Origin of the sequence: Novosphingobium sp. KA1 (assembly GCF_017309955.1) — a bacterium.
GTDB lineage: Bacteria > Pseudomonadota > Alphaproteobacteria > Sphingomonadales > Sphingomonadaceae > Novosphingobium.
Map to the genome: position 1 here is coordinate 1,070,687 of NZ_CP021247.1, position 13,302 is coordinate 1,083,988.

The window sequence follows — 13,302 nt, forward strand, 5'->3', positions numbered from 1 at the left end:
AAAGAACCCGAGAGGATTTCCCGATGGCCGACTTGCGCTTCGATGACCGTGTTGCCGTGATCACCGGCGGCGGGCGCGGTCTGGGCCGCGCCCACGCGCTCCTGCTGGCGAGCCGGGGCTGCAAGATCGTCGTCAACGATCCCGGCGTCTCGATGGCGGGCGATGCCACCGATGAGGGCCCCGCCGAGGCGCTGGCCGCCGAGATCCGCGCCATGGGCGGGGAGGCTGTCGCCAACACCGATAGCGTCGCCACCCCCGCAGGCGGCAAGGCGATCATCGGCGCGGCGCTCGATGCCTTCGGGCGGATCGACGTGCTGATCCACTCGGCGGGCAACGTGCGGCGCGGCAGCCTGAGCGATCTCGCCTACGAGGATTTCACCAGTGTCCTCGATGTCCACCTCAAGGGCGCCTACCACGTCGTGCGCGAGGCGTTTCCGCTGATGATGGCGCAAGGCTACGGGCGCATCGTGCTCACCAGTTCGATCAACGGGCTTTACGGCAAGTCGGACAATGTGACGTATGCGATGTGCAAGGCGGGCTTCATGGGCCTGTCCAACACCGCCGCGATCGAGGGGCAGCACAATGATGTGAAGTCCAACCTGATCGTGCCTGCCGCCGTCACCCGCATGTCCGAAGGCATCGATACCAGCCAGTTTCCGCCGATGGAGCCGGAGCAGGTGGCGCCGATGGTCGGTTATCTCTGCCACGAAAGCTGCACGGCCTCGGGCGAGATGTTTGTCGCCATGGGCGGCCGCCTGGCGCGGGCCCGGGTGACCGAGAACGCGGGCGCCTTCCGCCAGGACTGGTCGCTGGAGCAAGTGGCGGACCAGATCGAGGCCATTCGCGATGGCGGCGCGGTTCTGGCCTTCCCGCCGGTGCCCGACGGCCAGCTTGAACATCTGCTCTACGGTTTCGGCATGATCCGGCGCGAGACGGCGGCGGTCTGAGGACAAGCTTCGAAAGTCCGCCTCCGGCCCGCTGCTGGCATCACCGTCCGGCGGCTTTCGGGGCCGGGCCTGATTGCGGTTAAATTCCTGCAAGGCTTGCGGTATGGCGAGGCCATGGTTCCGGCGCTCCCGATCTGTACCTGTCTTGCGGCCCTGCTGCTGATCGCGCCTGCCGCGGCCCATCCCGGCGGGCTCGATGCCGCCGGGTGCCACACCAATCGCAAGACCGGCGGCTACCATTGTCACGGCGGCCGAAGCGCCGCTTCGTCATCGCCGAAGGGCCCGTCATCGCCATCGTCATCGCCATCATCGCGGGCGCGGCGCATGCCACTGTCCGGTTCCGGCTATTACCCCAATTGCGCGGCCGTGCGCGCGGCGGGAGCGGCGCCGTTGCGGCGGGGCAGCCCCGGTTATCGCGCCGGGCTGGACCGCGACGGCGACGGGGTGGCCTGCGAATAGACCTCGGAGTCTGGCCGGAAAATGCCCTTGCGGGCTGGCGCCGCGAAATTCGCTTCTCGTGAATTTCCAAACGGTCTCTCAGCCGCGCAAGTCCTCGAGGCAGCGGGTGAACCAATCGGCGACTTGTCGGCGTTCGTTCTCGCCGAAGCCGGTCAGCGGCAAGTGCCTGAGGAAAAACACGAAGCCGATCGAGAGGATCGAGATCTGCAGCGCCTTGACCGCGCCGCTGTCGCCGCCGATCGCCTCGGCGAGCGGTGCGATGCAGCGGCGGGCAAAGACGCGGGCGGCGATCTCGGCGGCTTCCGGCGCGCCCGAGGCCATGGCAATCATCAGCATCGGCTGGACCGATTCCGCCCGCCCCAGCAGTTCCCCGGTCACATGGCGGGCAAAGTCTTCGGGCGCAACCGCGAGCAGCGGGTCCACCGTCATGGCCTGGTCCAGCGCCGCCTCGAACAGGCCGGCCTTCGATCCGAAGTAGCGCAGGAGCAGCGGCGAACTGATGCCGGCGCGCGCGGCGATCTCGCGGATGCCGCTATGCGAATAGCCCCTGGTCGAAAACAGCTGCTTGGCGGCATCGAGAATGCGCGCACGGGTGGCTTGGGCATTTCTGGCGCCGCTGGGGGGAGGGGGTGCTTCCATCGCCGGGAGGCTATCGCCCGGATTGACAGAAGGGCAAGGGCGCCTGAAGTTACCAGTCGATAACATAGGGCGGGGAGAGGACGAAAATGGCGACATTTGTACTCGTGCACGGCGGCGGTCATGGCGGCTGGTGCTACAAGCGGGTGGCGCAGGGTCTCAGGGCGCTCGGGCATGAGGTCCATGCGCCCTCGCTCAGCGGCCTTGGCGATCGCAAGCATCTGCTGGGCCCGGCGATCGATCTCGACACCCATATCGACGATATTGCCCAGCTGCTGGAATACGAGGACCTGCGCGAGGTGATCCTGGTCGGCCACAGCTATGGCGGCATGGTCATCACCGGGGCGGCGGATCGCCAGCCGGGCCGGGTGGGGCACCGGGTCTATCTCGACGCGGCCTATCCGTGCGACGGCGAATCGCTGCACGACCATGCCTTCGTGATGATCGATCAGGCCCGCCAGACGATGCGGCAAGTGGACGGCGTCGAGGTGGTGCTCGAACCGGCACCGGGGTTTGCCGCCTTTTTCGGCGTGATCGATCCGGTTCTGGGGGCCTGGACCGATGCGCGGCTGACCCGGCAGCCGTGGAAATGCTTTGCGCAGAAGATCGTCTTCACCAACGAATCGGCCATGCGGGCGATTCCGGAGAGCCATCTCATCTGCACATCAACCATTCCCACCCGGGACATGTCCTTAATCACCGAGCGCTCGCAAGGGCGGGTATGGGATATCGACACGGGGCACGATCTTATGCTGACCGAGCCGGAATGGGTCTGCGAAAAACTCGATGCGATCGCCAGGCTGGAAAATTAACTCGATAATGGAGGCGGTTGTCGTGGAAAGTGCGGCTGCAGAAGCGTGAATACCGGTTTCACGATGAACGGAGAGGCTGTAGCAACCTGATACGGGGTGAAAGCCCACGTTGTTTGTGCGGATTGACAGTCGGGCCCACTTGGGGACTTTGGCGCATCCGCATGGACCGGGTTAGCAACGATGGCGAGTTCCGTGATCGAACGAGTTTCCGAAACCGACGTATGGACCGCGCGCCTGCGCGACTTTCTCCACGACTGCGCGGGCAGCGCCCCGGCGGAGGAGCACGATCGCATTCGCGAGGCGGTGCTGCTGCTGCATGATCCCGACGGGCTGGTCGGCCATGCCTTCGAACCGGCGGCGATCGCCGCGATGCTGGCCTGCGGGGCGGGGGAAAGCGCGGTGCTGGCGATCCTGGGGCCGGACCTCAATTGCATGATCTCGCGCGGGAGCGCCGGTTCGTGCCTGGCCACGCTGGTGCTGGCGGATGGTTCGGAGGAAGTGATCTGCGAAGGCTCCACGCTCGCGCTGGCGCTGCTGGCGGCCTATGTCTCGATGCTGCTGGCCGGTGCCGAGCGGGAGGATGAGGCCGTCAGCACGTTAACGATGCCCGCGGGCGTCCGGTTGCACTGACGCAGCCGACCTGCTCTGGCACCCACTCTGGCCAGCCCGGCGTCGGCTGGCGCGGGCTATCGAGTGCATGATGCGATGGGTGAACGGGACGGCGCATCCGGGGGGTCGCACGAAGACCGGATGCGCCGCCAGTCGGGGTCATGGGGTCTCGCGGCGGTTCCGGCCCGGAGGGTGTCAAGGCCTGCCGCCTCGCCCCGGGCGGAAACCGCGGGTGCGAGACCGGTGCCGGCGGAGTAATCAGGTGGCGTGCCGGCCTTCGGTTATCTAACGCAGCACTCGCTAAACCTTCGTGGGCGGCATGCTAAGGTCTATTCCGGGGCGGATTTCCAAGGCGAGACAGGGGCCCTCGACACTGATGCCATCGGACTCGCGCACGCAGGCGACGTCTTTGCGCCCATCGAAGTCGCTGAGCGCCTGATTTCACGCGACAGGTAGCCGACCGTCCGGTTTTCCTCGCCGCCCAAGCTCCTCAGCAGCCCTGATGGGTGGTAAACTGACGTTGCAAGCGAAAGCGCCTACCGTAAATAGCGTCTATGATTTGGAACATCATAGACCGGCGTGAACGCCCATATCGTTGGCGAGAAGTGAACGCCATCGTGGAAGCAGTTGAACATGACAACAGTTGCGATGATGCGGACCAGGCCCCAGAAAGCCATCCTGCAATAACGGTCGATTACGCAAGCCTCGAAGCAGTCTCGGTCAACGAAGCCGTGATTTGGGCAACTGATCAGCCCTGTGCCGTAACCCTTTATCTGTATGACGTGGGGCGCGGCTTTTCAGACGAGGAACACTTCCATGTCGTTGAGAACCGCTTTCCGGAATAACCTCGACGGGGCGTGTGCGACTGGTCGGCTGCGCGCCCTAGTCGGTCGCTCAGCACCCGAAGCCACGCTCCCCAAACCGGCCATGCCGGAAAACACCTGATTTTCGGCATAAAGCTCGAAACCATTCAAACCGGCAGACTGCTCACCTGTTTGCGGAACCAAGGCACTGCAATCTCATCAACAAACAAAAGAAGTTCTTCCAAGCATCGCTCGTAGGTGCTCCAGGTCTGTGCATTGAAGCGATGGTGATACGCATACCCATTTGGTCGTCGAGTATGGTCACTGATTAAGCTCACCGGACCTATGGACGCGTCATCTGGTGCGCTTAAGCCGAGCATTATACGGAGGTCGACTGATGGCGTTCGCGGCTTACCGTATGATGATCCGTTTCTGTGGAAATAGATGGTTTCAGCGTATTTTCCGTGCTGCCTTAGCCAAAGGCACTTTTTCGTTTGAGTGAAGCCATAGGCGGCAATCTGCTGCGAGAAATCAGCGCAAACGCGCTCCATGCCCTTAGAAATTATGATCGTGTTACTATCCATCGCAGGGCAGCATAGCAGCTACTCCAAGGCCTACAATCGAGATCATAGCCGCTGGGTTTTCGGCGGCTCTGAGGTGAACCCGACCATCAGTTTTGCCCTGTCGAAAAACACATGTTTTCCGTACAGGAGGCACGCAATTCCGCCAGAACACGTCTCGCCCGCCGCTTCTTGGCATTCGCGTGGAGGCGATTGTATGGAAAACCTCGTCGGATTGAAAATGCGTCGGAACCCCTGTTCAAAGATGTTTTCCGACATGCCCAATCGGCAGCTATCTCACTCGCGCCTCTCCGAACGCGACATTCCGCTACCGGCCCTCTGTTCACCAGCTTCACACCCAGTCCTGACGCCGTGTTTGGCCACAACGCCGCCAAGTTGTGGGAGCGCGAGGGCGATGGCCCTCGCATTTGCCCTTGTTCTTCCTTCAAAACGCAAAGCGTTTTCCTACATCGCCGCGCCCTGCCATGATCCCGCGCGAGACGATCTTTGACATGGTGGGAAAAGCGGGCGCGGCGCTTCACAAAGTGACACGCACCGGCGGAAAGTGTCGCCTTGCGCGGTCGCAAGGTGACACTTTTCGCGCATAAGGTGACGGTTCAACCCGCAAGGTGACACGTTTCACGGCCTGGAGGCGGTTTTTTCCTCTGGACCGTGTCAACAGTGTCAACCGGGCCGGATCAGGCGTCTCGCTTCTTGAGGAGGACGGTGCGCAGCATCGACAGCGCGATCTCGCCGCGCTGGTTGGTCAGTTCGTGCTTGAACACGACGATGCCCTGCGTGGGGCGCGACTTGCTCTCGCGCATTTCGACCACTTCGGAATGGCAGGTGAGCGTATCGCCGATGAAGGTGGGCTTGGGCGTCACCACCTTGTCGAAGCCGAGGTTGGCGACGAGCGTGCCCACCGTGGTGTCCGCGATGGACAGGCCGACGGCAAGGCTGAAGGTGAAAGTGGAATTGACGAGGATCTGGCCGAACTCGCTCTGCTTCGCAAATTCGGCGTCGAGATGGAGCGGCTGCATGTTGTGCGTCATCGCCGAGAACAGGAGGTTGTCGGTCTCGGTAACGGTGCGGCTGGGCTGGTGGGAGATGCGCTCGCCGAGGGTCCATTCGTCGAAAAACTTGCCGGGCATTATTCGCTCTCCTCGATCCGGGCGAGCAGGGTTTCGACCTGCACTTGCGCTCCGGCAACGGCGTTGAGTTCGGCGACCGTGCCGTCAAACGGCGCGGTGAGCGTGTGCTCCATTTTCATCGCCTCGAGCGTGAGCAGCTTCTGGCCCTTGGTCACGGTCTGGCCTTGGACGACCTCGACGGCGATCACCTTGCCCGGCATCGGCGCCAGGATCGCGCCCGAGGCATCGGCGCTGCCATGCACGCCGTCGCGGCGCCAGGGGGTGAGCAGCCAGGCCTGGCCCTGCTCGGTGACGAGCACGGCCGCCTCGGGCTCCTCGCTGCCTTCACCCGTCAGCGCGATCTCCACCTTCTCGCCGTCGAGCGAGAACCATGCTGACCGCACGGGCGCAGCATTGAGGCGGAAACCGGCGAGCGGGGTGACGGGCACGAGCGAGTTGGCGGCAGCCTCCAGCACTTCGTCCGAGGGCACGGGCGCCTCGGCCATCGCCTCGCCATCGCGGCCGATCAGGCCGGTGTCGACCTTGCCCGCGGCGAAGTCGGGATGCTGCAGGGCTTTCACGAGGAACGAGGCATTGGTGCGCACCGGCCAGACGGCGGTGTCCTCCAGCATCTCGCCCAGCGCCCCGCGCGCCTCGTCGCGGTCCTCGCCCCAGGCGATGACCTTGGCAATCATCGGGTCGTAGAACGGCGAGACTTCGGCGCCTTCGTAGACGCCGGTGTCGATGCGGCCGCCCTCGGCCTCGCCGAACTCGAGCAGTTCGAGCGTGCCGATGCTGGGCAGGAAGCCCTTGGCCGGGTCCTCGGCATAGAGGCGCGCCTCCATCGCCCAGCCATGGATCTCGAGGTCCTGCTGCGCCTTGGGCAGCGGCTGGCCGCTGGCAACGAGCAATTGCCATTCGACGAGGTCGACCCCGGTGATCTCCTCGGTCACCGGATGCTCGACCTGCAGGCGCGTGTTCATTTCCATGAACCAGATGCGGTCGGCCGAAAGCGGGCCCGAACCGTCGGCGATGAACTCGATGGTGCCGGCGCCGACATAGTCCACCGCCTTGGCCGCACGCACGGCGGCGGCGCAAAGCGCCTCGCGCGTCGCCGCATCCATGCCGGGGGCGGGGGCTTCCTCGATCACCTTCTGGTGGCGGCGCTGGAGCGAGCAGTCACGCTCGAACAAGTGGACGACGTTGCCGTGGCTGTCGCCGAAGACCTGCACTTCGATGTGGCGCGGGCTGGCGATGTACTTCTCGATCAGCACATGGTCGTTGCCGAACGAGGACGCCGCCTCGCGCTTGCACGAGGCCAGCGCGTCGATGAAGGCATCCGGTGCCTCGACCAGCCGCATGCCCTTGCCGCCGCCGCCGGCCACCGCCTTGATCAGCACCGGATAGCCGATCTTCGCGGCCTCGTCGGCCAGGAAGGCAGGGGCCTGGTCAGCCCCCATGTAGCCCGGCGTCACCGGCACCCCGGCTTCGGCCATGAGCTTCTTCGCCGCGTCCTTCAGGCCCATCGCAGTGATCGAGGACGGGTTCGGCCCGACCCAGACCAGCCCCGCGTCGATCACCGCCTGCGCGAACTCGGCATTCTCGGACAGGAAGCCGTAGCCGGGGTGGATCGCCTCGGCCCCGGTCGCCTTTGCCGCGGCAAGGATCTTCTCACCGACAAGATAGCTCTCGCGCGCCGGTGAAGGGCCGATATGCAGGGCCTCGTCCGCCTCGCGCACATGCAGCGCATCGGCGTCCGCATCGGAATAGACGGCAACAGTGCGGATACCCATCTGGCGGGCCGTGCGGATGACGCGGCAGGCAATCTCGCCGCGATTGGCGATGAGCAACGACTGGATCATGGATGACGCTCCGGAAAGCCGTGGCGGGTATGCAGCGCCGCAAGGACGCCCTCGATGTCGCCCGCGAAACCGCCCTCGGCAAAGGCAAGCGCGGGGAGGTTCTGATTGGCCTCGCCCAGCATGGCGACCACCGCCGCGCGCGGGCGCGGCCAGCCGACACGGACAACCTCGATATTGCCCGCCCGCTCGGGGAACAGCGCCAGGAGGCCCTCGACCGTCACGCAATCCTTGCAATAGAATCGGCGCTCGCCGCCGAGAGCCGGATCGGCATAATCGAAATCGAGCACAAAAAGAGTATCCTTGGCCATCGCCATCACATCCTGAACACGCCGAATTGCGGTTTCTCGGGGATCGGTGCCTCAAGGCAGGCCACCAGCGCAAGGCCCAGCACGTCGCGGGTCTGCGCCGGGTCGATCACGCCGTCATCCCACAGGCGCGCGGTGGCGTAATAGGGGTTGCCCTCATCCTCGTACTTCTGGCGGATCGGCGCCTTGAACGCCTCCGCCTGCTCTGGCGACCACGTCGCGGCATCACGGTGGACAGTCGCCAGCACCGAAGCCGCCTGTTCGCCGCCCATCACCGAGATACGCGCATTGGGCCAGGTGAACAGGAAACGCGGATCGTAGGCACGCCCGCACATGCCATAGTTGCCCGCGCCGAACGAGCCGCCGATCAGCACGGTGATCTTCGGCACGGTGGCGGTGGCGACAGCCGTGACGAGCTTGGCCCCGTGCTTGGCGATGCCCTCCGCCTCGTACTTGCCGCCGACCATGAAGCCGGAAATGTTCTGGAGGAACAGCAGCGGGATGCGGCGCTGGCAGGCCAATTCGATGAAGTGCGCGCCCTTCTGCGCGCTCTCCGAGAACAACACGCCGTTGTTGGCAAGGATCGCCACTGGTTGCCCGTGGATATGCGCGAAACCGCAGACAAGGGTAGTGCCGTAGAGCGCCTTGAACTCGTGGAACTCGCTGCCATCGACGATGCGGGCGATCACCTCATGCACATCATAAGGCGCACGCACATCCTCCGGCACGATGGCATAGAGTTCTTCCGGGTCGTACTTGGGCGGACGCGGCGCGCGCAGCGGTTGATCGTGATGGTGCAGCGGGCCGAGATGGCTGACGATATCGCGCACGATGGTCAGCGCATGCTCGTCGTTATCGGCAAGGTGGTCGGTCACGCCCGACTTGCGGCTGTGGAGATCGCCGCCGCCAAGGTCTTCGGCCGAGATCACTTCGCCCGTCGCCGCCTGCACCAGCGGCGGCCCGGCGAGGAAGATCGTGCCCTGCTCCTTCACGATCACGCTCTCGTCACTCATCGCCGGAACATAGGCGCCGCCGGCGGTGCAGCTTCCCATCACGCAGGCGACCTGCGGAATGCCCCTCGCGGACATCTGCGCCTGGTTGAAGAAGATGCGGCCGAAGTGGTCGCGATCGGGAAACACCTCGGCCTGATGCGGCAGATTGGCGCCGCCACTGTCGACAAGGTAGATGCACGGCAGGTTGTTTTCCTGCGCGATTTCCTGCGCGCGGACGTGCTTCTTCACGGTGATCGGGTAATAGGTGCCGCCTTTCACGGTGGCATCGTTGCAGACGATCATGCACTGACGACCGGAAACCGTGCCGATGGCGGTAATCAGCCCGGCGCCGGGAATGTCGTCCTCATAGAGTCCTTCCGCGGCAAGCTGCCCCAGTTCCAGCAATGGCGAGCCGGGATCGAGCAGCCGCTCCACGCGTTCCCGCGGCAGCAGCTTGCCGCGCGCGACATGGCGTTCGCGCGATTTCTCGTTCCCGCCGAGCGCCGCCTTGGCGACTTTCCCGCGCAGTTCGGCCACCAGCGCGCGGTTATGGCGATCACGCGCCAGCGCTTCGGGGCTGTCGAGATTCAGGCTGGTCTGGAGCACTGGTGCGCTCATGCTTCCTTCTCCGGTCGGGCCGCTCAGGCCGCTTCCCACGTTCGAGTGATGTGCCCCACTTATGTAGACAAGCCGAAAGGTCAGCGGAAATTGAAAGTTTCCGCCCTTCGTAATAGATGACACCTATGATCGACCAATATCTGCTGCGCTATTTCCTGGCCGTGGCCGAAACCGGCAATTTCAGCCGCGCGGCGCGGGCGGTCAGCGTCACCCAGCCGACGCTTTCCGCCGGGATCGCCAAGCTGGAACGCGAACTGGGCGCGCGCCTGTTCGACAGGGATCGCCAGCGCGTTGCCCTGACTCCGGCGGGAAGCCGTTTCCTCGTCCGCGCCCGCCGCATCGCCGCCGAATACGAGCACGCGCTGGTCGAACTGGCCGAGGCCGCCGAACCAAGCCTGCTGCGCGTGGGCGTGCTGGGCACCATTCCGACCTACGTGATACGCCGCGCCTTGGCCGAGCATAGCGAACAGGGCGGCGGCGAAGCGCTCGAACTGCTCGACGGCAGCGAGCGCGATCTTGCCGAGCGACTGGAGCGCGGGCGGATCGACGTGGCCCTTACGGTCGTTCGCCCCCACCACGCGCGCTACCAGCCCGAGGTCCTCGCCCGCGAACGCTACATGATGGTACTGCCGCCCGACCATCCCCTGGCCGCCGAGCGCGAAATTCTCGCCGAACAACTCGCGAGGGACCGCATGGCGCTGCGCCGCCACTGCGAGGCCCTGCCGGAGATCAACCGCTTCTTCACCCAGCGCGGCGTCCGCCCGCGCTTCGTGCTCAAGACCACCAGCGACGAGCGCGTCCTCTCGGTGATCCGCAGCGGCGCCGGGGTCGGGATGATGCCGGAGGGGTTCGCCGATGGCTCGGTGCAGTTCGTGCCGGTGCGCGATTTCGAACTCACGCGCGAGGTGGGACTGCTGCACGCCGGGAGCGCGAGACGGAGCGCTTTTCTGGAGATTTTGCGCCGGCTGTATCGGGAAGAAAAGGAATAAGCAGGGGAGCATAGCCCCCCTGCACCCCCAATATCGTCTAGGTTACGCGGACCAACCGCGTTGCGCGCTCATGCCGGCGTCGGGAGACATATTGGCTGCGCCGCAAGGGGCGCACTCCGGCTAGGTGGCGCGCGGCGAAGACATTCTGCGGGTCTGGGGGATCTCCTGAGCTGGTCGAAGGGCCCCAGGACTTCTTTCCTGCCTTCAAACTTCAGCCGCAACCACCTTCAGTCGCGGCATCGTCGCTTCCAACAGCTTGAGGCTTTTCCACCCCTCCTCGGGTGAAAGTCCGCCCAGCAAAGGCTGGAAGCCGACATGGCCCACGCCGCCCATGCTGCGCACTTTCTCGACGAGCTGATCCGGCGTCCAGACTGCAAACATGCCCGCCTGGCGCAGCACCGCCGGATCGGTAAGGCCCTTGAACGGCGAGTTCGAACCATCGCCTTCCTGCTCGGCCCACTTGGCATATTCGGTAATGACATGGACCGCGTGGGGCGCGATGGCTTCCCAGCCCGCATCGGGGTCCTCGCAAAGATGGACTGCCAGCGGCATCCCCGGCGTCGGGCGGAAATGGGTGCGCGGCGCGTGGCCGAGCCGCTCGCATTCGGCAAGGTAGAGGTCGACGAGTTCGGGTTTCATCGGCCCGAAGCCGACGCCGAACTTCGCCGCGCGCCTGGCCGATGCAGGCACCCCGCCGCCGACCATGACGATGTCCTCCGGTGCCTGCACCGGAAGCGGACGGACGTAGATCGGGCGACCGTCGAACTCGAACCTTTCGCCCCGCAGCGCGCGCAGGATCACCTCCAGCCCTTCGTCCATCAACCGCGCCCGGTCCTTCAGGGACTTGCGGAACATGGCGAATTCGGACGGCACATAACCGGCGCCGAAAATGACATTGAGCCGTCCGTTCGACATCTGGTCGACAATCGCGATCTGCTCGGCCAATTCGACCGGATCGTGCAGCGGCAGCACCACCGCGCCGAGCATGAAACGGATACGGCTGGTCACCGCCGCCATGCCGGCCGCCAGCGTGAAAGGCTGCGGCAGGTACCCGTCCTCGGAGCCGTGATGCTGCATCAGCCCGATCTGGTCGGCCCCGATCCTGTCGACAAAGGCGGCCATCTCGACAGCCGCGCGGTACAGTTCGTGCGTCGGCGTTGCCCAGCCCGGCGAGCGCATGTCGAATGAGACGTTGATACGAATGGCATTCACGGCCTGATCTCCAGTGCGGCATAAGAGGGATCCCCGCGGTCCCTGCGTGCGTGGGCATGGCTCTTCATCGGGGTGACTTCGCGGATGGCATCGAACTCGATCACCGCCTCGCGGCGATCGATCGCCCAGTGGCCACCGCGCTTCGACCAACGGTCGCAGTAGCGCGCATGGATCTCGATCTGCATGACCTTGCCCTCACGTGCCATGCGCAGCGTGGCGGTGACGTAGGTCTCGCTGCCGGCACGATCTCCGTCGAGTTCGATCAGCACGTTGCCAGCCTGATGCATATGGTGGAGCAGGTCCGCGTGTGCCGCGCAGATCCAGTCGATCGCACCGCGTCCGCTGCCGCGATAGCCCTGCTCGCTGTAGTCGGCCTCTGCATCCTCGTGAAACACCGTATACCCGAGCGCGACATCGAGGCGGTCCACGCTGCGGCAATAGCGATGGATCTGGTCGGCAATCGCCTGCCGATCCGCCAGTTCTTCCAGCAATTCCTTCACCGCGCGGCGCCCGCATAAGCAGCAGAGATTGCCGCGACATGCCGGATCCGCTCGCGCCGCTGCGCCGCCGATGTCGCGGACATGCCCGCAGCATCATCGGCCTCGCCCCAATTGCAGACCGGCCCGTGGGGCAGGCGCTCCAGACCGAGGCGCGCGACGTTCGCCGGGTCCGCCAGGCCTTCCGGCATCGCCATGCCGCGCGCAGCCATGAGTTCGCGGTGAGCAGGCGTGTCGGTACGGCCGATCACATAACTCAGGACGTCGACGCCGTATGGCTCCAGTTCCGCCCAGAGCGCCTCGCACAGCACCAGGTCGAACGCCTTGCTCGCCGCATAGACGCCAATCCCCGGCAAGCCGCCGTAGCAGGCCCCGGAGCCCACCACGAGCAATCCGCCGCGCCGGCGCGCACGCATCGGCCCGGCAAACCGGTAGAGTGCCTGCATCGTTGTCATGACATTGCGCGCAGCGAGCAGGTTCCAGTTGTCCAGCGGCGTATCGAGGAACAGCGCGCCATTGGGATCGGCCCCGGCATTCAGCACCAGCAGTCCGGTTTCGCGCCCTTCCGCCAGCGTCATGAGCGCATCGGCGGCATCCTCGCGCGCGAGGTCGATCGAAGCCGTCACGCACGCGATGCCATGGGCAAGCCGAAGCGCATCGGCAAGCGCTTCGAGCGGAGCTTCACGCCGAGCGACAAGGATCAGGTTCAGGCCGGCGGCAGCCAATTGACGGGCAAACTCGGCACCCGTGCCCTCCGAAGCCCCGGCGACCAGTGCCCAGGGGCCGTAGCGCGCCGCGAACTCTTTTGCCTCCATCCATCCTCCCCGCCCGCAGGCGCGGGCCTGCATTCATCAAGCCTCGAAACGGTGCG

General features: G+C 65.1%; 15 protein-coding genes. 6 read left to right on the forward strand and 9 right to left on the reverse strand.

Annotated features, from left to right (window positions below):
- Positions 1-23 precede the first annotated feature (23 nt).
- Together CA833_RS05380 and CA833_RS05385 are read left to right on the forward strand one after the other, a co-directional pair.
- Positions 24-947 carry an SDR family NAD(P)-dependent oxidoreductase gene (locus CA833_RS05380; protein WP_142637108.1) on the forward strand — a complete coding sequence of 308 codons (924 nt, stop codon included), beginning with the start codon at positions 24-26 and terminating at the stop codon, positions 945-947.
- A gap of 114 nt (positions 948-1,061) precedes the next feature.
- Positions 1,062-1,406 (forward strand): excalibur calcium-binding domain-containing protein, encoded by a 345-nt coding sequence (locus CA833_RS05385; protein WP_207079459.1) that lies wholly within the window; start codon positions 1,062-1,064, stop codon positions 1,404-1,406.
- A gap of 78 nt (positions 1,407-1,484) precedes the next feature.
- On the opposite strand, the gene CA833_RS05390 is transcribed toward CA833_RS05385, so the two are convergent.
- A complete protein-coding gene (locus CA833_RS05390; protein WP_207079460.1) occupies positions 1,485-2,045 on the reverse strand; it encodes a TetR/AcrR family transcriptional regulator in 561 nt (186 codons plus the stop codon).
- Between the two features lie 86 nt (positions 2,046-2,131).
- Between CA833_RS05390 and CA833_RS05395 the strand changes: the two genes are divergently transcribed.
- From CA833_RS05395 to CA833_RS05405, 3 genes are all read left to right on the forward strand, one after another.
- Positions 2,132-2,854: an alpha/beta fold hydrolase gene (locus tag CA833_RS05395; RefSeq protein WP_207079461.1), complete on the forward strand. Its 723-nt coding sequence runs from the start codon at positions 2,132-2,134 to the stop codon at positions 2,852-2,854.
- A gap of 192 nt (positions 2,855-3,046) precedes the next feature.
- The gene (locus CA833_RS05400) at positions 3,047-3,484 is read left to right on the forward strand and encodes a hypothetical protein (protein ID WP_242526279.1); all 438 of its coding nucleotides are present in this window, start codon (positions 3,047-3,049) and stop codon (positions 3,482-3,484) included.
- A gap of 584 nt (positions 3,485-4,068) precedes the next feature.
- Positions 4,069-4,308, forward strand: a complete 240-nt coding sequence (locus tag CA833_RS05405; RefSeq protein WP_242526280.1) for a hypothetical protein — start codon at positions 4,069-4,071, stop codon at positions 4,306-4,308.
- 125 nt (positions 4,309-4,433) lie between these two features.
- Here CA833_RS05405 and CA833_RS05410 read toward each other — a convergent pair whose 3' ends face one another.
- The 5 genes from CA833_RS05410 to CA833_RS05430 all read right to left on the reverse strand — a co-directional run bounded on the left by CA833_RS05410 (position 4,434) and on the right by CA833_RS05430 (position 9,733).
- Complete coding sequence (locus tag CA833_RS05410; RefSeq protein ID WP_207079464.1) at positions 4,434-4,850, reverse strand: hypothetical protein; 417 nt, start codon at positions 4,848-4,850, stop codon at positions 4,434-4,436.
- Between the two features lie 674 nt (positions 4,851-5,524).
- Entirely contained in the window at positions 5,525-5,977 is a 453-nt protein-coding gene (locus CA833_RS05415; RefSeq protein ID WP_207079465.1) for a MaoC family dehydratase, read from the reverse strand.
- On the reverse strand, positions 5,977-7,818 hold the full coding sequence (locus tag CA833_RS05420; RefSeq protein WP_207079466.1) for an acetyl/propionyl/methylcrotonyl-CoA carboxylase subunit alpha: 1,842 nt from the start codon (positions 7,816-7,818) through the stop codon (positions 5,977-5,979). Before CA833_RS05420 ends, CA833_RS05415 begins: the two co-directional genes overlap by 1 nt.
- Positions 7,815-8,126 carry a DUF3088 family protein gene (locus tag CA833_RS05425; RefSeq protein ID WP_142637091.1) on the reverse strand — a complete coding sequence of 104 codons (312 nt, stop codon included), beginning with the start codon at positions 8,124-8,126 and terminating at the stop codon, positions 7,815-7,817. The genes CA833_RS05420 and CA833_RS05425 overlap by 4 nt, the downstream gene beginning before the upstream one ends.
- A 5-nt stretch (positions 8,127-8,131) precedes the next feature.
- Positions 8,132-9,733 (reverse strand): carboxyl transferase domain-containing protein, encoded by a 1,602-nt coding sequence (locus CA833_RS05430; protein ID WP_207079468.1) that lies wholly within the window; start codon positions 9,731-9,733, stop codon positions 8,132-8,134.
- Positions 9,734-9,858: 125 nt separating this feature from the next.
- Here CA833_RS05430 and CA833_RS05435 point away from each other — a divergent pair, with 125 nt between their 5' ends.
- Positions 9,859-10,722, forward strand: coding sequence for a LysR family transcriptional regulator (locus CA833_RS05435; protein WP_207079469.1), 864 nt, complete (start codon positions 9,859-9,861; stop codon positions 10,720-10,722).
- Between the two features lie 204 nt (positions 10,723-10,926).
- On the opposite strand, the gene CA833_RS05440 is transcribed toward CA833_RS05435, so the two are convergent.
- Genes CA833_RS05440 through CA833_RS05450 form a run of 3 tightly spaced genes read right to left on the reverse strand, consistent with a single transcriptional unit; the run spans position 10,927 to position 13,246 of the window.
- Positions 10,927-11,934: an LLM class flavin-dependent oxidoreductase gene (locus CA833_RS05440; protein WP_242526281.1), complete on the reverse strand. Its 1,008-nt coding sequence runs from the start codon at positions 11,932-11,934 to the stop codon at positions 10,927-10,929.
- Positions 11,931-12,434 carry a nuclear transport factor 2 family protein gene (locus CA833_RS05445; protein WP_242526282.1) on the reverse strand — a complete coding sequence of 168 codons (504 nt, stop codon included), beginning with the start codon at positions 12,432-12,434 and terminating at the stop codon, positions 11,931-11,933. Before CA833_RS05445 ends, CA833_RS05440 begins: the two co-directional genes overlap by 4 nt.
- On the reverse strand, positions 12,431-13,246 hold the full coding sequence (locus CA833_RS05450) for an SDR family oxidoreductase (protein ID WP_142637085.1): 816 nt from the start codon (positions 13,244-13,246) through the stop codon (positions 12,431-12,433). The genes CA833_RS05445 and CA833_RS05450 overlap by 4 nt, the downstream gene beginning before the upstream one ends.
- Between the last annotated feature and the right edge of the window lie 56 nt (positions 13,247-13,302).

Coding starts and splice junctions, on each gene's coding strand:
- CA833_RS05380 (WP_142637108.1), top strand. CDS start 24: ATGGCCGACTTGCGCTTCGATGACCGTGTTGCCGTGATCACCGGCGGC.
- CA833_RS05385 (WP_207079459.1), top strand. CDS start 1,062: ATGGTTCCGGCGCTCCCGATCTGTACCTGTCTTGCGGCCCTGCTGCTG.
- CA833_RS05390 (WP_207079460.1), bottom strand. CDS start 2,045: ATGGAAGCACCCCCTCCCCCCAGCGGCGCCAGAAATGCCCAAGCCACC.
- CA833_RS05395 (WP_207079461.1), top strand. CDS start 2,132: ATGGCGACATTTGTACTCGTGCACGGCGGCGGTCATGGCGGCTGGTGC.
- CA833_RS05410 (WP_207079464.1), bottom strand. CDS start 4,850: ATGGATAGTAACACGATCATAATTTCTAAGGGCATGGAGCGCGTTTGC.
- CA833_RS05415 (WP_207079465.1), bottom strand. CDS start 5,977: ATGCCCGGCAAGTTTTTCGACGAATGGACCCTCGGCGAGCGCATCTCC.
- CA833_RS05420 (WP_207079466.1), bottom strand. CDS start 7,818: ATGATCCAGTCGTTGCTCATCGCCAATCGCGGCGAGATTGCCTGCCGC.
- CA833_RS05425 (WP_142637091.1), bottom strand. CDS start 8,126: ATGGCCAAGGATACTCTTTTTGTGCTCGATTTCGATTATGCCGATCCG.
- CA833_RS05430 (WP_207079468.1), bottom strand. CDS start 9,733: ATGAGCGCACCAGTGCTCCAGACCAGCCTGAATCTCGACAGCCCCGAA.
- CA833_RS05435 (WP_207079469.1), top strand. CDS start 9,859: ATGATCGACCAATATCTGCTGCGCTATTTCCTGGCCGTGGCCGAAACC.
- CA833_RS05450 (WP_142637085.1), bottom strand. CDS start 13,246: ATGGAGGCAAAAGAGTTCGCGGCGCGCTACGGCCCCTGGGCACTGGTC.